Annotated in this window: 6 protein-coding genes; 5 read left to right on the top strand and 1 reads right to left on the bottom strand. The window is 71.2% G+C overall.

Going from position 1 to position 23,651, the window contains the following annotated elements; genetic code table 11:
• Nucleotides 1-117 precede the first annotated feature (117 nt).
• The 5 genes from KZ686_RS15815 (at nt 118) to KZ686_RS15795 (ending at nt 22,471) form a co-directional block, all read left to right on the top strand.
• On the top strand, nt 118-8,013 hold the full coding sequence (locus KZ686_RS15815) for an LWXIA domain-containing protein (protein ID WP_265634097.1): 7,896 nt from the start codon (nt 118-120) through the stop codon (nt 8,011-8,013).
• Nucleotides 8,014-8,244: 231 nt separating this feature from the next.
• Nucleotides 8,245-8,850 (top strand): SRPBCC family protein, encoded by a 606-nt coding sequence (locus tag KZ686_RS15810; RefSeq protein ID WP_265634095.1) that lies wholly within the window; start codon nt 8,245-8,247, stop codon nt 8,848-8,850.
• 103 nt (nt 8,851-8,953) lie between these two features.
• Complete coding sequence (locus KZ686_RS15805; RefSeq protein ID WP_265634093.1) at nt 8,954-9,991, top strand: LysR family transcriptional regulator; 1,038 nt, start codon at nt 8,954-8,956, stop codon at nt 9,989-9,991.
• A gap of 176 nt (nt 9,992-10,167) precedes the next feature.
• Nucleotides 10,168-10,971, top strand: coding sequence for a putative hydro-lyase (locus KZ686_RS15800; RefSeq protein ID WP_265634091.1), 804 nt, complete (start codon nt 10,168-10,170; stop codon nt 10,969-10,971).
• Between the two features lie 277 nt (nt 10,972-11,248).
• Complete coding sequence (locus KZ686_RS15795; protein ID WP_265634089.1) at nt 11,249-22,471, top strand: LWXIA domain-containing protein; 11,223 nt, start codon at nt 11,249-11,251, stop codon at nt 22,469-22,471.
• A 180-nt stretch (nt 22,472-22,651) separates the two neighbouring features.
• Here the strand turns inward: KZ686_RS15795 and KZ686_RS15790 are convergent, their stop codons facing one another.
• Nucleotides 22,652-23,632, bottom strand: a complete 981-nt coding sequence (locus KZ686_RS15790; RefSeq protein ID WP_265635442.1) for an ABC transporter ATP-binding protein — start codon at nt 23,630-23,632, stop codon at nt 22,652-22,654.
• Between the last annotated feature and the right edge of the window lie 19 nt (nt 23,633-23,651).

The raw sequence follows: 23,651 nt of genomic DNA, 5'->3' as shown, positions 1-23,651 counted from the left end.
ACGAGGGTTCGTGTCGTCACGGGGCCTTCATCGACGAGCGGTCTGATGGCGGCGCCCCGGGTCAGGGCGCGCCCGCATCGGCATGGTGCCTCGCCCGGCCTTCCTTGCGAGGTCACGATGAGCTATCCCGCCGATCTGTCAGGTCCCTCGATGCTGCGCCCGGTCATGGTCCCGCCCCCTCCGCCGCCACCGCCGCCGGCACCGTCCGCGCCGCCGCCGAGCGCGGCCGAGGCCGAGGCGAACTCGGCCGCGGAGCGCCAGCGCGAACTGGCCGAGCTGCAGGCGCGCCTGCAGCAGATGCGGGAACAGATTGCCGCGATGCTCGAACGCCTGCGCCAGGCGCAGGAGGCGGAGGCGGCCGCGCGCCAGCAGGCGGAAGCCGCGCGCGAGACCGCCGAGCGCTCGCAGTCGCGCGACGATATCGCCAAGGCCGAGACCGCCGAAGCCACCGCGGCAACGCGCAAGGCCGAGCTGAACGAGGCCGCGCTCGAACTGGACGCGCACGACAAGCACATCGCGCTCGACGAGGCCAGGGCCGAGGCGCTGCGCGAGCCGGGTCCGCGGAACCAGGCCAAGGTCGACACGGCGCAGGCCGCGTACGACGATGCGCAGCAACTGCACGGGGTCGCGGTCGCCGATGTCGCCGCCAAGCGGGCCGATGCGGAACTGGCCGCCGCCGACCGCGCGGTGACGGCGCTGGCGCCGCCGGGCAGCGATCCGAGCAAGCTGGATGCCGCCGACCGGCAGGCGCTGACCGAGGCGCGCGAAACGGCCGCTGCCGCCCGACGGCAGTCGGACAGCGCCGCCGCGACACTCGAAACCGAATGGCGCCGCTACGAGCGCGATGCCGCGCAGCGCGAGCTGACCAGGACCGGGCGCGAACTCGAGCAGGCCGGCGCGGCGCGCGATCGTGCCCGCACGGAGGGCGATGCCGCGGCGCTGCAGCGCGCCGACGATGCCTACGGCGCGGCGCTGGACGCATGGTGGGTGGCGGACCGGCAGGCAGTCGCCGCGCAGGCCTCGTGGGACGCGCAGGTGGCCGCCAACGACCTCGCCGCCAAGGAAGAGCAGCATCGCGTCGACGAGACGCGAGCCAACCAGTGCCTGGTCGAACCGCCCGAGGTCCGGCAGGCCAGGCAGACGCTGGAGCAACGCAATACGGCCGCGCAGACGGCGCTGGCCGAGGCGCAGTCGGCCAAGGACGATCAGGCCGCGCGCAAGGCCCTGCGCGACCGTGCCGCCGGGATCGACACCGAGTACCGCGAGGCGCAGACCGGACTCGGGCAGGCCCGCACGGCCTACGAAGGCGCGGCGGATCCCGACGCCCGCGAGAAGGCGCGCATCCCCTACGCCGACGCGCAGGACCGCATGCAGGCCGCCCGAGGCGACCACGACGCGCTGCAGGCGCTGCGCCATTCGCAGCTGGCCGACGCGGCGCTGATGGAGGGGCTGCGCGCGCGAGAGAAGGGCGGAACCGGTGCGCCGGACGACGGCCGCATCGCCACGCTGCGCGAGTCGGCCAGCCACGCGCGCGCCAACGTGCAGGGGACGGTTGCGAACGCCAACGGCGACGCGGCGGACGCGCTGCGGCAGGGCCGGACCGACGAATGGCGCAAGGACGGCGGTGCCGCGCAGCGAGCCTTGCCCACCGCCGACGAGGCCGCCGCCAACGCGGCGCAGACCTATGAGGCGACGGTGCGGCGCCCGGGTGCCACGCAGCAGGAAATCGACACTGCGCGCGAGCGCCGCGACGAAACGCGGCTGGCCCAGGCGCTGGCGCACGACCGCAGCGACGCGCTGGCCGCCACCGAGGCAAGGCGCGCCGCCGAGGGCGAATATGCGCTGGCGCTCGAGGCCCATCGCACGCACGATTTCTCGGCATCCGGACCGGCCGGGCCGTCCGGGCCCCTCACACCGTCCGGACCGTCCGGACCGTCGGGGCCGTCCGGGCCGCTCGCCCCGTCCACGCAGCCGCCGGGATCGTCGCCGGGCACGGCCCCGTCGCTGTCGACCTCGCCGCTGCTGACGCCGAACCTTGGCGCGCCAAACCTCGGCGAAGCCGCGCGGCCGGCGCCTTGGACCGTGTTGCCGGGCGGTGGCGACCCGGTGGCCAGCAATGCCACCGGCGACAAGCCGTCCGCGCCATCGCCGTCGACCACGTCGTCGACGCCGGCCAGCTCGGCCACGCCGACCACGTCCAGCGCCGCACCGCTGCTGGCGCCGCCCGGCTCGCCACCGGTTGCCGTCAAGGAGAACGGGCGATGGTATGTCCAGTACCCTGCGCAGTTTTCGGCGCCGTCGCTGACCCAGTATGGCAGCTATCCCGCTTCGTCGACGACGCTGTCGATCCCGGGGCAAGGCCCGGCGCGCGTCGAAATGGACCCGGTTACCGCGCGCGTCTGGGAAGCGCATGCGCAGCTGCAGTCGGCGATCTCGGTGGAGGACACCGCGTGGCGCGACTACGAGACGCTGAACCAGGACGCGCAGGCCATCGCGCAGGCGCGCCGCGACGGTAACGCGGCGGCCAATGCCAATGCCAATGCCAATGCCAATGGCGCCAACGGTCCCAATGGTCCCAATACCAACAACGCCAACAACGCCAACAACGCCAACAACGCCAACAACGCCAACAACGACCCCGAACTGACCCGCCTCACCGCGCAGGTCGACACCGACCATCGCGCGCTGCTGGCCGCGCTGGGCGCCCGCTTCGAGGCCGAGGACCGCGCGCGCGACCGCGGTGTCGACGCGGACAAGGACGAGACCGTGATCTCCACCGGCGAGGCGCTGGAGCGCGCGCGTGCCACGGCCTCGGCCAGCGCCGCCGAGCTCGAACGCTATCGCAGCGAGCGCGACAGCGGCGCGGCCAGCGACGACGTCGAGCGGCTGCGCAACGAGCACCAGGCATGGAAGCAGGAACATCCCTATCTGCGCGAGCAGGACGCGCCAACCTGGGCCCCGCTGCAACAGGCGCTCGACAACGAGGACGCCGCGCGCCAGCAACTGGTGCAGGAGGCCGCGCAGGCCGGCGCCGCGCAGGAGACCCGCGCACTGACCGCGACGCTGACACCCGAGCAGCGTGAGGACCCTGCGGCGCTGTACGAGTTGTTCGTCTCCGAACCGCGCGCGATGGCGCAGGGCGTCATCAACCAGCATTACGTCGACTATGGCGGCCGGCCCTACGAGATGGCGGGCCGCACGCATGCCCGCAATATGGCGGGGCTGGCGCTCGGCATTCCGCCCGAGGTCCAGCTTGCGGGCGACGCCGACGCGCAGACGGAGACGCTGCGCAAGCAGGACATCTTTGCCGGCATCGACGACGATTACGCCGACATGCTCGACGTGGTGGCCGACCAGCTGATCGAGCAGGGCGGCGAGCACGCGCGGGTCACGCTGCTGCCGGTGGTCTACGCCAGCCGCGAGCGCGGCATCACGCGCACGATGCTGTTCAAGGTCGAGACGGACCAGGGGCCGCGCTTCGTCGACGAGGCCGGACGCGCCTACGACGACCTGAAGGACTACCGCGAAAACAATACGCTGCCGGCCGCCGATGCCGTGCTGGCGATGCCGCGCGACGGCGAGTTCACGGTGGACAGCAAGGGCAATATCGAGCTGGAGATCGGCGACGCGCGCATCGAGAGCGGCTGGGAGAGCTTCCGCCGCAAGACCCATCTCGATACGGTGGCGGCCGGCGTCGGCATCGTCGCCGGCGTGGTGCTGGTGGTCGGCTCCGGCGGCGCGCTGGCGCCGGTGGCGATGGCGGCTGCCGGCGCGGCGACCGCCTATGGCGTGGGCACCTCGGCCGCCAGCATTGCCGACCAGATCTCGCATGGCCAGAGCTGGAATCCGGACAAGAACCCGCAGATGCTGATCGACGGGCTCAATATCCTCGCCGCGGCGTTGGGCGTGCGTGCGGGCGTGGCCGGCGTCAGCGCGGCGCGCAGCGGCCAGCGCGCGCTGGTGGCCGAAAGCCGCGGCCTGACCGACGAGGCCAGCCAACTCGCGCTGCGCACGCAGGCGCTGCAGCAGCAGGCCACCCGCAGCGGCCGCCAGGCGCTGGCGATCGGCGCCGGTACCTATGGCTATACCGCGTACTCGGCCGTGTCCAATTGGGAAAACATGACGCCCGGCGAGCGCGCGACCACGCGCACGCAGCTGCTGCTCGGCGGCGTGCAGTTCATGATCAATCCGGTCAGCGGACGATGGATCCGCCAGGGCGCGACCGGCGCGCTGGCCGGCACGCGCCATGTCGCGACGGCATGGCGCGGCACGGTGGCAGGTCTGGACCGCGGCGCGCAGGCGCTGTCCACGTTGGCGATGCCGCTGCGCAATGCCGCGCAGACGCCGCTGGCGGCGGCGCGCATGCGCCTGGGGCAATGGCAGGACACGCTGGCGCAGCGGCTGCCGAGCCTGTCGAGGCTGGCGGGATTGCCGGGATTGCGGGGTTTGCCGGGATTGCCTGGATCGGCGAGACGGCAGGGCACCGATCCCGCCGGCGCGGCACGGCCACCCGCGACGCCGGGCCCGTCGGCGGCCCAGCCACGCACCGAAACCCCGCCGCACGGCTATCCCGTCGCGCGCACCCGCTGGCGCGCGGTACAGGACCGGCTCAGCCGCGTCGACACGCTGGGCATGCTGAACTGGCTCGACGCCGGCCGCCGCGGCGCGGCGCAGGCGATCGGCAAGCAGCGCGATGCCGAGGCCAAGCTGGTGCGCGTGGCGCGCGAGACCGCGTTCGAGGACGGGCACGCGCTGCACCGCTGGCTGTCCGGGCCGATGCGCCAGCAGATGCGGCAGATCGAGGCACGCGCGCAGTCGCAGCTGGCGCGGCTGCGGTGGGAGACCGATGCCGCGCGCCAGCAGGCGATCGTGCGCGACCTGCGCCGCCTCGACACGGCCGCGCAGCGGCTGGCCACCAGCTGGCATCCGCTGCTGGCGACCGGCCTGCGGCAGGAGCTGCGGCGCCTCGCCGCCAACCAGCGCGATTTCAAGGGCGCGGATACCGTGCTGACGCCGCGCGCCGAGGCCACCCGGCATTTGCGTGGCGAGCTGCAGCAGTGGCGGGCCGCGCTGCCGGCACGGCAAGCGGCTGTCTCCCGCGACGCCGGCAACGTGGCCCATGCGCAAGCGCTGGTGTCCCGGATCGCCAGCCATCGCACCGCGCTCACCGATGGCGCGGCATTGGTATCGAAGACGCTCGACGCGATGCGCGCCAATCGCGATGCGGTGCTCGACTATGTGCCGAAGGGCGCGACCAAGCCGGTTCGCGCATCGATCGACGGCGATATCCATGCGGTCGCGCCGCGCCGCTCGGCCGATCCGGCCGCGGCGATGCCCGCACTGCCGCCACGCTGGCGACGCGCCGTGGCGGCGTCGCTGCGGCAACGGTTCCGCATGGGGATGGCCGATGCCGGCACCGGCCTGCTGTGGCTGCAGGCGCGGCGGCTGGGCATGCCGACGCCGCGCGGGTCGCTGCGCTTCGCGCCAAATGCCGCGAGGGGGACCGCCGCTCGTACTGCCGACGGCATGACGTGGTCGGCCGTGATGCGATCGGGGCCGGCACGCCCGCGCGCGGACGGTAACCGGGCGTCGCGCAACGGCGCGCTGAACCGGCTCGATGCCGGCCGCGCGATCTTCTACCAGGAGCGCGCCAGCGCGCTGGCGGCGAAGGCCGCGGCGGCTGGCAATACCAAGTCCAAGCTGGCGGCATGGCAGGCCTTCGTCGATGCCGTGGCCGCGCATTCGCCGGACGTGGCCCGCCGTCTCGCCGCGGCGGGCGGTGTGCGCGAACGCTACCAGGGCGGCGAGGCCGGGACGGTGCGTCGCTGGCAGGGCTTCGTGCCCAGCCGTGCCGAGGCGAGGGGCAGCGATTCGGCGCGCGAGGTCCGGCGCGCCTATGCGGAGCTGCAGCTTGCCGCGGCGCGGGTACGCAAGCGCGATACGCGGCGCGCCGCGGCCGCCAGCCTGCGCGCCTGGCGGCAGGCGCTGCGCAGCGCCAACGATGCCGCGCGGGTGACCGACGCGCTGTCGGCGCAGTTGCGGACGGCGACGCCAGGCACCGCGACCCATCGCGCGCTGACGCGCCAGCATGCGCTGGCGGCGCAGGCGCAGCGGCTCGCGGAGACCAACGCCGAGCGCGCCGGACGCGCGGTGTTCGGCGAGGGCGGCCTGACGCGGAGGGCCGGGGCGACGCAGACGCAGCGCGGCGCGGGGAGCCAACCGCCGTTCCGCGAGGGGGGGCTGGCGCCGAGAGCCGGCGCGGCGCAGCGCCGCTCAGGGAGCCAACCGCCGGCGGACGGCGCGCTGGCGGCGCTGCGCGACACGCATCCTGCGGCGTGGCGTCGCGTGCTGGAGCGTGCGGCACGCCAGATGGAACGGCTCGCGCAGCAGGGCGGTCCCGACGCGCCATGGCAGGCGCAGGCCGTGCACCTGCGCGAGCTGGCCCGGCAGGCCGCCGCCGATCCGCGCCTGACGCGCGTCGGCGAGGGCGTAGCCGCGATGCGCCAGTGGCGGCGCGCCGAATGGCAGCGGGCGGATGCCCGCATTGCCGAGCAGCAGGCCACGCAGGCGTGGCGGCGCGCGCAACGTACAAGCGAGGGTTCCCATGCCAATCGCCAGGCCAGTCGCCAGACCGATCGCGCGGCCAATCGCCCGGCCAATCGCCAGGACCTGCGCGCAGCGATGCACGAGGCCGCGGCCCGCCATCGCGAGGCCCGGCGCGAGGCGGCCGAAGCCCGTCGCGCCGTCTTCGGCCGAGGCGACGGCGCGCTGGCCCGGCTGGCGGTCGCCAACCCGCGCGCCGCCGACAGCCTGCTGGCATGGGCGCAGCGCCAGCAGCGCGCCGATGCGCGGCTGGGCACGGTGTCGCTGGGGCCGGTGCGGCAGCGGCTCGCGCGCACGGCGCCCACTGCGTTGCAGGGGGGCCTCGCCAACGCCAGCGGCGACAGCGCGCTGACCTTCGCCCAGGTCCGCCGCGGCCTGCAGCGCGGCGCGCGCGCGGCGGCGCTGGCCCATGGCGCCTACGCGGCCGCGACCGGCCAGGTCGACGTCTCGCGCGATCCGCGGGAGCTGCGCAAGTACAACCTGCCGGACACCACGCGCATCGACGGCTGGCAGATCACCTTCCGTTCGCGCGACGGGCTGAACTCGATGACGCTGTGGCTCAATATCGGCGGCATCAAGTCGCTGTGGGTGGGCGGCAGCACCACGCCGTTCGCGTTCTCGCGCGACGGCAAGACGACGGTCGGCACGCGCGACGGCGTCAATATCCTCGAGGGTGGCGTCGCCTATCGCTTCGGCCTGCCATGGCTGTCGAAGATGGGCATGGCGAGCCTGCGCGTCGGCCACGTCAAGCACAACATCCTGCGCACCAACTTCGCCAACGGCAGGCTGACCGACGTGGATGGGCAGGCCACGTGGTCGTGGCCGGTCACGCCGGTGCTGATGGACGCGACCAATATCGGCCCGCTGCGCTTCTACGGCTCCAATACCGCCAACCGCCTGCAGATCGGCCAGTACGGCAGCAAGGTCGGCCCGGCGCAGCTGTGGTACCTGAAGGGACCGGACCTGTCGAAGTCCCGCGTCAGCGAGATCGACGCGATCACGTTGAACAAGGAGTTCCAGTGGCCGGACCTGCTCGGGTCTTCCGGCCGCCATCGTGCGGCACTGGCCGATACCGCGCGCGGCACCGCGCCACAGCTGCGGGCCGAACGGCAGCCCACGGCGCCGACGATCGAGCCGCCGCATCGCAACCTGTCGCGGCGCGCCGCCGCGGTGCTGGCGGGTTACCACCAGGTGGCGCCGGGCGATACGCTGTGGGAGATCGCGCGCAGCCATCGCGACACCCTGCTGGCCGCCGACCGCGAAGCCGCCTCCGCGTCCCTGGGCGAAATCGGGCAGACCAGGCGGGCGCTCGATCATCTGCTGCAGCTCAATGCGTCGATCGGCGATCCGGACCGCATCGTGCCGGGCTGGCTGGTCGATATCGCACCGCCGCAGACGAGCCAGGGCTGACGGACCCGCGCGAAGTTCCCCGTCCTACGAAGCTTCGGTGATGGCAAGGCGCGCCGCTCGCGGTACGCTACGCCATCACCGAGCCCGGCCGCGATGGCCGGGCATGGATGCGCATGGACGTGCAGGAACATGCAGGGACGCGCAGGGACGCGCATCCACGCGAAACCGAGCGCCTTGGCGCATCTCGCACCGACCACCATCCTTTCTCCGACGACCGATCCTTCCGCCGGCATGCCCGACCACCACTCATCCCTCGTTCTTGCACGGCGGCGCCATCGTGGCGTGCCGCTGGCGGCCCTGGCCGCGCTGGCGTCGCTGGCCATCGCGCCCGCCGCCCACGCCCAACTGGTCCCGGTCGAGCGCTCGATCCTGATCCACCGCACGCCCGAGCAGGTATGGAGCCAGGCCGGCGACTACTGTGCGATCGCCAAGTGGGATACCGCGCTGCGCTCGTGCAGCGTGGTGCTGGGCGACGGCTCTCCCGGTACCGTCCGCCGCGCCGAGCGCAAGAACGGCGGGCCGCCGGTGGTCGACGTGCTCGTCGATAGGGGACCGTATTCCTACGTCTACCGCAAGCTGTCCAACCATACGCGCGGGCGGCTGCAGGTAAGTCCCGGTCCCGATGCCGGCACCGCCGTGGTAACGTGGCAGATGTGGCTCGACCCGCTGTCCGTGCCCGCCGGTCCTCGCGCCGAGTACCCGCAGGCGCTGGGCGACGAAATGCAGAAGGGGCTGGGCCGCATCAAGGTGCTGGCCGAGCAGCCGGTCGATGCCGCGCCGGCGTACCCGGTGCGCGAGTCCACCGACGCGGCGCGTCCGTCGACGCAGGGAAGTTGAGCGACACGGCCGCGGTGCGCGTGCAGGGCGCCGCGGCGCGCGATGCCGGTGTTGTTCGTCCGCGCCAGCCGCATCGTGATTCCCGTGTCCAACCCCTGTCGACATGAACCTGCGCTTTCTCGAGACGTTCGTCTGGGTCGCCCGTTTGCGAAGCTTCCGGCTGACCGCGGAAAAACTGTTCACCACCCAGGCCTCGATTTCCAGCCGCATCGCCGTGCTGGAGGAAGACCTCGGCGTCAAGCTGTTCCTGCGCGATTCGCGCGGCGTTTCGCTGACCCCGCAGGGCCAGCAGGTGCTGGAATACGCCGAGCGCATGGTCAACACGATGCACCGGCTGCGCCAGTCGATCGACTCCACGCGCGTCAGCGAGGGGCGCCTGCGCATCGGCGCGATGGACTCGGTGATCCATACCTGGCTGTCGTCGGTGGTCCGCCGCGTGATGGAGGCCTACCCGTCGCTGGAGATCGAGCTGACCGCCGACGCGGCGCTGAACCTTTGCGATCAGCTGCAGAAGGGCTATCTCGACATCATCTTCCAGACCGATCTGCTGCGCGTCGAGACCGTGCGCAATATCGAGCTGGCCAAGTACCCGATCCGCTGGATCGTCGCCAGGGGCTCGGCCTATGACCGGCCGTATCGCTCGCTGGACGACCTCGCCGGCGAACGCGTGATCACCTTCGTCAAGAACTCGCGTCCGCATCAGGACATCCTGAGCCTGTTCCACCTGAACGGCGTGCCGTCGCCGCGCATCAGCTGCGTCAATTCGGTCGCGGCGATGACGCGGCTGATCGGCGAGGGCTTCGGTATCGGCGCGGTGCCGCCGGTGCTGGTGCGGCGCGAGCTGGAGGACGGCACGCTGACCATCGTCGATATCGACAGCCATCCGCCGTCGCTCGACATCGTGGCCTCGTGGCGCACCGGTGCAGGATTGGAACTGTCGGAGGCCGTGATCGCGCTGACTGTCGGCGTGGTGGCCGCGTTCTGCGCGGAAGCGGGCGAGGACAAGGCGATGCTGATGGCCAATGCGGCCGCGCAGGGCAGCGGCGGCGATGGCGAAGGCGATAACGGGCGCGACACGGGCCGCGATACCGGCCGCGATACCGCGCGCGACACCGGTGGCGATCGCGCGAGCGACGCCTGAGATCCGGCACCTGGGATCGCCAAAGGCAAGCCCGACTTGCCTTTGTCATCGAAAAGCCTTATCGCGCTGCATCCAAAAGATTTGTTGGACAGTGCATCGGCGCGGCGTCCAGAATCGTTGCACACCTCGCGAACAGCGCGCGTTGCGCTCGCGTGCACGACTCCACGCCGACGACCATGAACCTGCCCCTTCAGCAAGCCAACGGACTGTTGCCCGAAGACCCCGCCGCACTGCGCGCCCTGATTCGCTCCGGCCGTTATCGCGGCCATACCAGCGGGCTGGCGAGGGGCTATGTCCAGGCCAATATCGTCATCCTGTCGCGCGACTGGGCCTACGACTTCCTGCAGTTCTGCGCGCTGAACCGCAAGGCCTGTCCGCTGATCGATGTCACCGAGCCGGGCGATCCGGTCTTCCGCAATCTCGGCGTCGACGTCGACATCCGCAGCGATGTGCCGCTGTATCGCGTCTACCGCAACGGTACCGACTATCAGGAGACCACCGACATCGCCTCGCTGTGGCGCGACGATTTCGTGGCCTTCGCGATCGGCTGCTCGTTCTCGTTCGAGCATGCGCTGATCGCCGCCAACGTTCCGCTCAAGCACATCAATCTCGGCCGCAACGTGGCGATGTTCCGCACCTCGATCGAGACGCGGCCGGCCGGGCGCCTGTCCGGCAAGCTGGTGGTGTCGATGCGGCCGCTGAAGGCCGCCGACGCGATCCTTGCTACCGAGATCACCGCGCGTTATCCGGACGTCCACGGTGCGCCGGTGCATATCGGCGATCCGCGGCTGATCGGCATCGAGGATATCGAGGCGCCGGACTACGGCGACGCGGTGCCGGTGGACGAGGACGAGATCCCGGTGTTCTGGGCCTGCGGCGTGACCCCCCAGGCCGTGATCCGCGAAGCCCGGCCCGAGATCTGCATCACGCACGCGCCGGGCTGCATGCTGGTCACCGACCTCGACAACAACCGGCTGTAGACGATTGCCATGACGGGGCGATGACAGCGTTGCGCGTCGTTGCCCCCGGTCGCGGCGCCTTGCGGTCCTCGACTACGTATTCACGTAGTTCCATGCCCTCCCGGTGGCCGGCTGAACCCTCAGCCTACGATTCTCCCTAGTTGGTATCGCGCGACACCGGGCAGACAATGGCCTGTCACGCTGGCCGCAGTGCGTCCAGGCGCGGTCCGCCGCGCGCCCACGTCATGCCTGCCTTAACGCCGTTCGCATCGCCCCCGTTCCTCAGGAGAAGAGCGTCATGCTGGATTTCAAGGACCTGATGCAAGCCCGCGAAGCCATTCTCGCCGCGGCTCGCGCCGCCGCCGAAGCCGCGGCACGCGCGGCGGCAGAGGAGGCCCGGCGCGCGCAGGCTCGCGAGGCGGAGCGGCAGCGGCAGGCCCAGGAAGCGGAAAGCGCCCGGCGCAACGAACAGAACAACCAGGCGCAGCAGGCGCAACAGGCGGAGCAGGCCCAGCAGGCGCAGCAGGCAAACCAGACGCAGCAGGCCGACCAGAAACAGCAGCCGGATCGCGCGGCGAACAATCAGCCCGTCGACACGCCGGCGCTCTACACTCCGCAAACGCAACCGGCCGGCGTGGTGCAGGTCAAGGGTCCGGGCGGCGACAAGCCGGCCACCGATCCCGCGCAGCAAGCGCGAGAGCAAAAGCAGAACGAGGCGAAGGGGCACACCGATCGCTGGCACAAGGACGCCAAGGGCGCGTACGACGACAGCGAGACCAAGCGCAATGCCGGCACCATGACCGATGCCGACTGGAAGCCGATCGAGCAGAAATACGGCATGGTGATGGCCGGCGCGCAGAACGAGCTGCGCGTGGCCGCCAATCAGGCCGCGGCAAGCGGCGGCGACGACAAGGCGATCACCGCGGCGGTCGACGCCAAGGCCAGGGAGATCCGCGAGCGCTACAACGATCCGGTGCTCGACCAGAACCTCGACAGCATCAAGGATGGCTTCCTGAAGGCCGAGCCGACGCAGGAAGCGCGCGACACGCAGGGGGCGCGCTTCCAGCTGGGACTCGCCGAGGAGCGGCTCGACCAGGCCGAAGCCACCTTGCAGCGGGAAGAGAAGGCGCTGTCCGAGATCCCGATGGGCATCCGCCGCGCCGATCCCGAGAGCGGCCAGGCCGTCAGCGACGCGCGCGCGGCCGTGCACGAGGCGCAGCAGACGCGGGACAAGGCCGAGGAGACCTATCTCGGCACGATGCGCGTCGAGATCGATACGCTGGCCACGCAGCTCTACAAGAAGGATGCCGATACCAAGCTGAGCGACGTCCGCAACCAGCCGCATGACCGCTCGCAGTCGATGACGGATCGCGGCTACGACCTGACCGAGGCGCAAAACCGCGTCGACGATGCCGAGGCACAGCTCGAAGCGCTGCAGGCCGGCAAGGGCGTCAAGGTGCCCGACAGCTACCGGCAGCAGGCCATCGAGCAATTGCAGGGCCGCTATGGCAGCGACCAGGGCATGCGCACGGTCATCGCGACCGCCGACATGCAAGGGCGGATCGCCGGCGAGATGGAGCATCTGACCCCGGAGAACGAGTTCGAACGCGAGCTGGCGCAGACCGATCCGACCACGCTGGCGATGGCGCAGGTCCAGGGGCTGACGCTCGATCCGGACGCCAGGATGGATCCGAACTCGGCGACACCGCGCGACCTGTCGCAGCAGGAACGGGACCTGATGGAGTTCAACCCCGCGGCCTATGTCATGTACAAGTCGCTGGGAGCGGATTACCTTGTCCCCGCCGAGAATGCGCCGCCGAACGATCCGACGCGGCGCGCGTTCGAGGCCGGTGTGAAGAACTCCGGCCTGGTGATGTACGCGTTCACCGAGACGCAGCGGCGCGCGGAAGGCGGCGAGGGCGTCAGCAAGGAAGACAGCGCCGCCGCGGCAGCGGGCATGCAGCGCATGCTGTCGCTGATGCGAGGCTCGGTGCCGCTGCGCGAGGGCTATCTGCAGGACAACCTGAGCAAGAAGCTCGATGCGGGCGACTTCGTCGGCGCACTGAAGCTGCGCCAGGGCGCGGCCAATGCCGCGCAGACCGAACAGGAGCGCGAGCGCTATCTCGCCGTGGACGGCAATCGCTTTGACGGCGAGGCCTTCCGCGCGCAGATCGAGGCGTCGATGCGCAAGGACCTCGAAGGCAAGACGCACGACGACAACTACAAGCCGATCATCGGGCAGGAAACAATGTACGCCGACCGGGTCGGCCAGTACATGCAGCAGGTCGCGCCGTATCTGACCGAGGAAGACGCCACCACGCTGCTCGATACCGTCAAGAGCGAATACAGCAACGACTGGACTGGCCGCAATGTCGCGCCGTCCGGCGGCAGCTACAACGACTGGAACGACTTCTACCATGGCCTGGCCGCGGTGGTCGACGCCGCCGACGCCGGCTACTACGCGCGCAATCCTGGCTCCGAACTCGGCACCGGCCCCGCCGCGACCTCGACCGCCAGCTGGCTCGCCAACGAGGACAACGACGTCTTCACCATGGTGATGCAGAACCAGGTCGGCGGCACGCAGGGGCGCATCTATGGCGGCGCGGAGGATGCCGCGGCCAAGGGGCACACCAGCCTGTCGCTTGCCTTCGCCAAGGAGCTGAAGGACCACGACCGCGCGCCGCCGATGGCCGACTACGACCTGACCCGCGCGATGGATCGGGGCCACGAGAAGTACAGCGGCACCGAAAAGGCCAAGGAGGACCAGCGCCGGTTCGAACTGGACAAGGATGAGATCCTGCAGGGCACCTTCGATTCGCTGGCGCTGCGCAAGGACGAGCTGACGGTCAAGGCCGGCGACGACAAGGCGCTCGACAATGCGATCGCGCTGGCCGCGCCCAACGCCGATCCGAAGCTGATCAAGGAACAGCTGGCCGAGGACGTGCCGGAGGGCGCGACCATCAAGGTCATTCCGATGTACGTGACCGGGCCCGGCATGTCGCCATACCAGAGCGCCGTCTTCGAATTCGTCGGCAAGGATGGCAAGACGCTGTGGGTCGACGACCAGGGCGCGGTCTACGGCAAGGGCGATCAGCCGGCCGAGCGCGACTTCCAGGAAAACAACGAGCTGCACGACAAGGGCACCGTGTATCTGGCCAGGGACCTGAGCCTGGGTGCCGACGGGCATGCGGAGTTCGACGATATCGACGCGCATATCGTCACCGATGGCGAGAAATTCCGCGCCTGGCTCGATATCGGCGTGGCCGCGGTCGGCGCGATCGGCGGCATCGGCGTGATGGTGGCCTCGGGCGGCACGCTGACGCCGCTGGTGGCGGCCGCCTGGGGCGGCATGCTCGGCTCGATGGGCTATGGCCTGGCGGTGACGGCGGTCGATGCGAATGACATGGCGACGCATGGACGCTCGCTCAATCCGCTGGACAATGCCCGCGCGTTTTCGCTGTGGGCCAACGGCTTCGGCTCGGTGGCCGGCATGGCTGGGCTGGGCCTGGGCAAGGGCGCGTCGCTGGCGATGCGGGCCGGTGGCACGCTGAGCGGCAACTCGTCGACGTTCTCGCAGATGGCGGCCAGGACATTGGCCGGCAATGCCAACCGCATGGCGATCGGCAGCCGCGTGTTCAACGGCGCCGCGTTCGGCTCCGGTGCGATCATGACCGGCCAGCAGGCCATCACCTTCGCGCAGCACGGCGGCGACATGACGCTGACCGAGAAGCTGCAGAACGGCGCGATGCTGCTGATGGGCATGACGCAGATGATGCCCGCCGGCATCCAGATCCGCAGCGCGCAGGCGCTGCACAACGCCGCGCGGCGCGTCACCGGACGCCATCCCGCCGCCGAGGCCGCGGCACAGGCGCAGGCCTTGCAGCAGGCGATGCAGGCGGGCGATGCCCCGGTCAACGGTCGCGATGCCGACGTGCCGGTGCGCGTGCGGCCGGGTCAGGATGGCGCGGCGCAGGGGCGCCAACCGGCGGACACGGCCGGCCCGCTTCGCGCGGGCGAGGATGGGACGGGCCAGCAGCACGGCGCCACGGGCCGGCCGGCGGCCGTGCCGGGGCGCGATGGCGAGGCCGACGGCGTGCCGCCGCGCGTCGCGGCGGAGCCGCCCGCCGATGCGAGCCCCACCCCTCGCAGCGCTGCCAGTGCCACCGATGGCACCGGCTCGCGCAGCTTTACCCCGCAGAAGTTGGGCACGTGGCAATCGGTCAAGCTGGCCAGCCGCTTGACCTTCGACGCCGCGGTGGCGCAGGGCGCCCGGCTGCAGGACGGCGTGGTCAATCGGATGATGGACCGGGCGATGCAGCAGGCCGTCACCAAATACATGCGCGAGGCGGGGGAACGCAGCCGGCACGGCGACGCGCCGCCGGCGGCCAGCCGGACCAACACCAGCGGCCGCAGCCGCCGCCGCGCCGACGCACGCTCGGACGTACGCGGCGATGCCCGGCCCAATGTCCGCAGCGCGGTGTTCGCACATGGCGGCGGGGGCCGTGCCGCCGTGCTGGAGGCCGCGCGCGCCGAGCCGTCGATCGTGCTGCAGAACGCGATCTCGCCGCTGGACCGCGTGTCCGGCATGGACGGCCGCGCGATGTCGCTGTCCGTGCCCTATGGCGCCGAACTGGCGGCACGCGCGCTGCACGATGTCGACACGGTGCTGATCGCGACGTCGCCCGCCACGCTGCACGGCGGCGCCGACACGCACGGTCCGCTCGGTGCGGTGTCGCTCGGCGCCTATCTGAGCGCGCTGGGCAAGGAAGTCGTCTACGTCACCGACCCCGCGCACGAGGCGCTGCTGGCCGACCTGCTGCAAGGGGAGCTGGGCGTCGCCGATGCCCGCATCGAGACCTTCACCGCCACCGACTCGACGCGGGCCGCGCAGCAGGCGCAGGCGCTGCTGGCCAAGTACCGGACCCAGGCCGTGGTCGCGGTCGAAGTGGCCGGGCGCAACCGCGTCGGCGAATACCGGCTGGCCAACGGCGAACGCCTCGAGGGCGCGCCGCGGGTCGACCAGCTGCTGGTCGAGGCGAACGCCAAGGACCTGGTCACCGTGGCGATCGGCGCCGACAGCCATACCGCCGGCATGCGCTCCGCGCTGGAGCGCGCGATGACGTCGCTGCATGTCGAGCCTGCCGATATCGACCAATGGTCGGCGGTCGGCGCCAGTCACCCGGTGGTCGGCATGAACACCAACCTGGCGGCGCAGGCAGTCGGCTTCGCGCTGCAGCGTGCCTCCGGCGCCGACCATGCGATGCCGTCGACCGAGCGCGTCGCCGCGATGATCGACCGCATGGCGGCGCTGCATGCCTATGACAGCATCACGCTGGAGCGCGGCGCGACCAGCATGCGCGGCCTGGACAAGCGCAGCTACCTGGGCGTGTACGAGCTGCTGCAGGCACAGGCCAAGCAGCTGCCCGAAGGCCTGGACCTGGCGCAGATGCTGGATGGCATGCAGCGCCGCTTCGTGCCGAAGGGCGTGGACCCGGAGCAGTTCGGCATCAAGGTGATCGACGACATCATCGAGGTCACGGTCTTCGATTCGAGCAACGGCGGCATCCTGGCCGCCATGAACATCGCCCGGCATATCTTCTCGATGACCGGCAAGCGCGTGCAACTGGTCGCGTACGGCGATCACGCGGCGGGCACCTACGGCGGGCGCGAGCGCGACGACCTGATCCTCCGCGTCAACGACGGCCTGCACGCGATGCACCAGCAGCAGGCCGACGCCAACGCACTCGGCTGCAATACGGCGTGCATCACCTATCCGGAAGGCTGGCGCGGGCTGGATGAGCGCGATTTCATCAACCTGATCCATACCACCGCCCGCGCGATGAAGGCGGACGGCGGCCGCAATATCGCGCTGGTCGCCACGCCGGGCACCGTCAACAGCCATGCCTATCGCGACGCGGTGGGCGCGCTGCGCACCGGCCAGAACGTGCTGGAGATCGGCGCCAACGAGTGGGCCGCCGCGGTCAACGCGCTGCAGCACCAGGCCACCGATGGGCCCGAGCTGGTGGCGATCCAGAAGTTGGTCGCCAAGTACATCAACGCCGATCGCATTCCGGCCGAGACCGAGACGCTGTGGCTGTGCTGCACGCACTATCCCGCGCTGGCCAAGCTGATCCGCCAGCAGCTCGACGCCAGCGGCCTGGGCCACGTCAAGGTGATCGACCCGATGCAGTACCAGGCCAGGGCGCTGGTCGATCGGCTGATCGAGCGCGGCGTGCTCAAGCAGGAAGACCTGCTGCCGGAGCCGATCCCGTTCGAGGAGGTCAGTGCGCACGACATGCTCCCGCTGCTGGCGGTGACCACCGGGCGCGCCAGCGAGGTCGTGCGGCTGGCGCAGGGCATGACCGAGGATCCGCGGGCGCGCGCGTTCGGCGTGCCAGAGTTCAGCGCCAGCACGGACCCGGGCCAGATCCGCGGCATTCTCGACGCCAACCGGATGCCGGCCGCGATCGATGCGATGGTGACCGCGTATACCGGCCGCAATATCGACCGCCTGGCGATTCCGCAGGGGGCGCTGCGCGCTGCCGCCGCCATGGCCGATTCCGATGTCGAGCACATCGTGCTGCTGACGGGCTTCTCGGTGGCCAGGGGCATGCCCGAGACCGACGGCCCCCCGGGGACCGTGGCGCTGGGCGCGATGCTGCGCGCAGGCGGCAAGCGCGTCAGCTATATCGTCGACTCGGCCAACCAGCCGATCCTCGAAGCGGCGCTGGCCGACATGGGGCAGCCGCTCGATTCGGTCCACGTGTTCGACGAGCATGCCGACAGCACGTCGCCGGTGGTGCGTGCGATGCTCGAGGAGATGCAGCCGGACCACGTGTCGTCGATCGAACTGCCGGGACGCACGGCGGCCGGCACCAAGCACAATATGCGCGGGGTCAACCTCGACGACTTCACGCCGGGTATCGACGCCTTCCTGAAGGCGGCGCAGGAGATGGGCATCGGCACGTCCTCGGTGGGCGACGGCGGCAACGAAGCGGGCATGGGCAATGTGGCGGCGTTCGTCCCGCTGGCGCCGGACGGCACGCCGATCGCCTCGACCGTCAGGACCGATATCCTGGTGACCGCCAGCGTGTCGAACTGGGGCGCCTATGCGATCGGCGCGGCATTCCTGCGCCAGCTCGGCAGGGCCCATCTGATGCCCACCGAGAACCAGATCCTGTCGGCCATCGAGGCATCGGTCCACGCGGGCGCGGTCGACGGTGTGTCGCGGCAGCAGGTACCCACGGTCGACGGTTTCTCGCCGGAGGTCCATGCGGCGGTGTACCGCTTCCTGCGGCTCTGGGCCGGCGCCGACTCGGTCACCGGGCCGGGGGCGCCGGTGCCTGCGCTGATGGGCACCGCGATGCCGCGCCGCCAGCCTCGCGCGGTGCTGGAAGACCTGTTCGCGCACGGGCTGCGCCGTCCCTTCCATGGCGCCGACGACGGCGGGCCGGGCCATGCTCGGGCGCGTCAGGTTCCCCCGATCGTCGATCGCAGCTGGTCGCTGCGCGATGGCGTACCCGGCGACACGGCGATCGCCACGGTGATCGACAGCGTGCACGCGACCGGCGGCCGGCTTGCCGACGTCAAGTACGTGGCGGTGCGGGAAGCCGACTCTGTCAACGCCAGGCCGAAGGTGATCGGCGCCTTCGATTCGCCGCAGCAGGCCGCGGCGCAGCTCGACCGGCAGGCGGCGGTCGGCGTCAAGGTGCGGCTGCAGGTCGTGCCCGACGCGCAGTACCGGGCCGGCCGCGTGCCGTCCGCCGAGGATGCCATCGGCACCGTGCCGCTGTCGCGGCGCGATGGTCGCACCGTGCCGGGCGAAATCGCGCTGAACCGCGCCTACGAAGGCGATATCCGCGTGGCGCTGCCCGAGGGGTTCGCCGAAGGCAAGCCGCTGGTGCGCAACGAGGGCGGCGAGCGGATCGACGTGCTGCAGCAGCTGGGACATTTCCCGCGGGCGCGGGCCCATCTGGATCTCGCGGCCGAGGCGGGCTACGTGACCTTCGACAACCGCGCGATGCCGATCTCGGTGCCGCAGGTGCCGGGCTATTTCACGGTGCGGGCCGAGGGCGCTTACCAGGGCGTGCGGATGGACATGGACGGCAGCGGCCGCCCGGACTACGACGCGGCGGCGCTGGCCGACCGGATCCGCTCGCATCCGGATTATCGCGAAGGCATGCCGGTACTGATCTACGACTGCTTCGGCATGGACGGTCCGCTGCCACTGGCGCAGCAACTGGCCACCGCGCTGAACGCGCGCGTCCACGCGCCCGACGGCAAGTGGGAGATCCGCGGCTGGTATGGCGATGGCGATACGGTATTCGGCGGCGCGATGCACGTCGATGCGACGCCTGACGCCATGGCGCAGTCCGACGCACCGGTGCACAGCCACGGCGGACGCTTCTACGGTGCGATGCCGGCCCTGCCGATCGTCGGCGTCAACGAAGGCGGACGGGCGCTGCCCGAAAGCGCCTTCGTCATGCCGCGAGGCAATGCGCCGGCTCCCGTGCGCGCCGGCGACACCAACACCAACGCCAACGCCAGCCATCCGGCCGGCTGGCGTGCCGCCCCGCCGCGCCATGCGGATGCGCGGTTCGGCGCGTCGCCGCTGAAGGTGATGGCGCCGGACGACTACAACGTCGTGCTGGGGCGCTTCGATCCCGAACGCGGCTTGCTCGACGCGGACGGCGAAGCGGTGGGCGCGCACCGGCTCGCGCTGGAACTTGCCGACGCGGGCAAGAAGGGCGCAGCGGTCGTGCTGGCGGTCGACGGCGGCAGCCAGCATGCGCGGCACGCCTTTGCGCAGAAGATGGCCGACGTGATGGGCGTCGACGTGATGCTGCCCGCGGCGGGCTTCAAGCTCGATACGCTGGAGCGCGCCGCGGGCCGGCCCGTGGACGTCAATACGGACGCCAATGCAGGCGGCCCGCCCAAGCCCGTCCTGAAGCTCGATCAGGACGGCGTCGCATGGCAAACGCTGCAGCCGCAACCGTATCGCCATGCCAACCGCAGCTTCGCGGTCGACGGTGTCGACGCGGTGCGGCTGATTCACGACGACGGCAGCCAGACGCCCGTCGATCTGGCCGACTATCTGGGCCCGCGGCTCGGCTCGGGCGCGATCAAGACGGTGTTTGCGCTGGGCAACAGCCATGCGGTGGGACTGGGCAACGACAGCATGATCGCGGCCTTCCCGATGGGCGCCGAACGCGAGGCGATGGCCCAGGTGCAGGCGCTGGGCATGCCGACGCTGCGCATCCATGGTGGCGACGGCGATACGGTGCTCGGCCATCCGGCCATCGTCTATGAGCGCTATCTGGCCGGCAGCGCGGAGCTGCTGGACGGCAGCGGCAATCTGCGGCCGCAGTACGCGGCACGGATGAACGCGCGCACGCTGCGCGATCTCGATGCGATCGAACACGGCATCGAGAACGGCGCGGACGGCCGCGGCCTGCTGCTGCAGGACGTCGAATTCGCCTTCTTCGCCGATGGCAGCGTCAAGATCGCCGACGTGATGTCGGTCGAGCCCGGCGGCGGCCTGGCTGCGCATGGGCAGGCCGTGGTGACGGTGCTGGCCAGGATGCGCGAGGCAGCGCAGGCCAACGTCGCCCGCGTCGCGACCGATCCGCAGGGCGCGGTGCGCTCGGCCACGTTCCGGCATGGCGGCGAGCCGGAGCCCGAGGGGGCGGGATTGCCGGAGCCGAACGAGTCGAGCGAGTCGGGTACGTCGGCCGAGTCCGCCGAGCCGGCCGGGGCTGCGGATCCGGACAGCGCGGCCAAGGCAGCCAATGCCGCCAATGTCGCCAACGCGGCGCAGTCCGGAAAATCCGCCAAGCCGGTCCCAGAGCCTGAAGAGACCGCGGCCGCCGAGGCGGCTGCCCACTCCGGCGATCCTGCCGGCGATCCTGCCGGCGCAGCCAAGCCGGCACAGCCCGCCAGGCCCGATCCCGATACCGAGCAGCCGCCCGCCGCCGAGGGCGCCAGCCAGGCCGGCAAGCCGCCCCAGGCTACCCCGCAGCCGGCACCGTCTTCCTCGGCACCCACGCCGACGCCGCGCCCATGGAAGCTGCGCGCCACCGTCGCCGCTTCGGTCGGCGGGGCCTTCGCCACCGGGGCCGCGGCCATGCCGTTCATGCCGACGCCCGGCACCGCCGCGGCGGTGGTGGTGGCCGGCTCCTGCTTCATCTATCGCGGCGGCGTCGCGGCCGGCCGCACGGCCTTCAGCAACCGCGTGATCCGCCACGTCGAGCGGCAGACCCCGGCCGACATTGTCTGGCTGCGCAAGGCCCTGACGGGCGACCGCGCGGCGATGTGGGGGATCAGCGAGAAAAATCGCGAGGCCTTCGCGAAGCATCTCGACGTTCTTGAACGCCATGTGAGCGCCGAAACCAGCAAGCCCTCGACGGAAGAGGTCGCGGCCGCGGTCCAGGCGCTGAAGCAGGCCGGCACGGCGCTGCTGACGCCGGACACCGTCGCCGGGCGCTTCAACGATGGCCTGCAGATCGGTACGCTCGCGATCAACAACGCCACCACGGTGACCTGGTTCATGCATCACGGCGTGGACCTGGGCAATGTCGCGACCTACAGCAACACGGCCTTCCTGGCGGCCAACGGCGTGCTGGCGACCTTCAATGTCGCCAACCGCATCGCCCACCACGCCAAGGTCAAGCTGCCCGCGCTGCCCGCCGCCCATACGCGCAAGTTCGTGATGAGCATGTATGCGGCCGGCGCGATCCCGCTGGCCGTCACGGACGTGATGACATACGGCGGCGTGGCCGGCGGCATCGGCGCGGCCAGCCTGGCGACCTTCGGCGTGGGCGCCTTCCTGCAGTCGCGCGTCGAGCGCGGCGTGGCCAACCGCGAGTTCAACAAGCTGGCGGCCGACAAGGGCGGCAATATCCAGCTCAAGCCGGACCAGTCGCTGCTGCCGCGCAAATGGGAGTTCTTCGGCCGCGCGATGCCGTATGGCCTGGTGCTGCTGGGCGGCGGCGTGATCGTCAACTTCGGCATGAAGATACTGCTGGAGACGCTGGGCAGCGACGAGGAAGACCAGCCGCGTACGCCGACGCCCGAGCCGACGCCGTCGTCGTCGACGCCATCGGTCCCCTCGACGCAGGACCCGTCGCCGACGCAGCCGGCGACGCAGGAACCGCCGCGTTCGGCAACACCGTCCGAAGAGCCCAAGCCGCCGAGCAAGGAGCCGCCGACGACCACCGAACCGCCTCCGCAGAAACCGGAACCCCAGCCTCCGCAACACCCGCGGCCGCGCAACGGACGCGTAGTCGTGCAGCCTTACCATGCCGGCGTCGAGAGCGGGACGCTGTGGGGCATCGCGGCGACCAACCTCGATACGCTGCTGTCCGACGGGCAGAAGCAGGAGGCCGAGGCCGAGGCGATGACCACGGACGAGCAGGTCGCCGCCTACGCGCTGCGGGAGCTGATCAACCTGAATCCGCAGTACAACCTCGCGCAGAATCCGGACCACATCGAGCCCGGATGGGAGCTGGACGTGACGCGGTAGGGAAAGCGGGGAAGGGCCCGTGCCGTAGCCGGGCTCAGATCGTGGCTCGGCTCAGCCCATCTCCGGGCCAGGGCGACCGCCTCGCTCACGCGGCGGGCGGGACCCCGTGTTCGGCGAACGCGACCGCCGACCGCGAGAGGCGGAACGATGCGCGATGGTTGGGGGGGCCGCTCCAGGGTGTCAAGCCACGGCCTGGGCGGGCTCTGCCGCGGCGGCAAGCACGCAGCTGACGCGATGGCCGTCGCCCAGCGAGACGGGCTGCGGCACGCGTTCCAGGCATTCGGCCCGCGCATGGGCGCACCGTGGCGCGAAGCTGCAACCGGCGGGCAGCGCGGCCAGATCCGGCGGCGATCCCGCAATGGCGGTCAGCCGCTCGCCGCGTGCCATGCCGTGCTGGCGGCTTTGCAGCAGCGCGACGGTGTACGGATGGCGCGCATCGCGCAGCAGCGTCCGGATCGGACCTTCCTCGACGATGCGGCCGCCGTACATCACGGCGACACGGTCGGCGATCTCGACGGCCGCGCCGATATCGTGGGTCACGAATACGATCGACAGCCCGAGCGCGCGCTGCAGCTCGCGCAGCAGGATCAGCACCTGGATCTGCACGGTGGCATCGAGCGCGGTGGTGGGCTCGTCGGCCAGCAGGATCTTCGGCCTGGCGGACAAGGCCAGCGCGATCATCGCGCGTTGGCGCATCCCCCCCGACAGCTCGTGCGGATAGGCCGCCAGGCGCCGCTCGGGGCTCGGGATGCGGACGGCCTCGAGCGCCTGCAGGGCCTGCTGGCGCGCTTGCGCGGCCGAGACGCGGGCATGCGCGCGGATACATTCGACGATCTGCTGGCCGATGGTGTAGACCGGGTCCAGCGCGAGCAAGGGTTCCTGGAACACCATGGCGACCGTGCCGCCGCGGATCCTGGCCAGGCCCCTGGCATCGAGCCGCATCAGGTCGGTGCCATCGATGCGGATGTCGCCGGTCATCGTGGTGCGGCGGGGCGGATGCAGCCGCATCAGCGCGCGCAACGTCACGCTCTTGCCCGAGCCGGATTCGCCGATCAGCGCGACGGCCTCGCCCGGGGCCACCTGCAGCGAGACGCCGTTGACGGCGCGAATGGTCTTGCCGCCGGCGTCGAAGGCGACATGCAGGTCCCGCACGGCGATCATCGGCGTGGCGGTGGAAGGC

Source organism: Cupriavidus cauae, assembly GCF_026210475.1.
In the GTDB taxonomy this organism is placed as follows: Bacteria; Pseudomonadota; Gammaproteobacteria; order Burkholderiales; family Burkholderiaceae; genus Cupriavidus; species Cupriavidus cauae.
The sequence above is the reverse complement of the archived record's forward strand: the minus strand, read 5'-3'. Positions and strand labels throughout refer to the sequence as shown.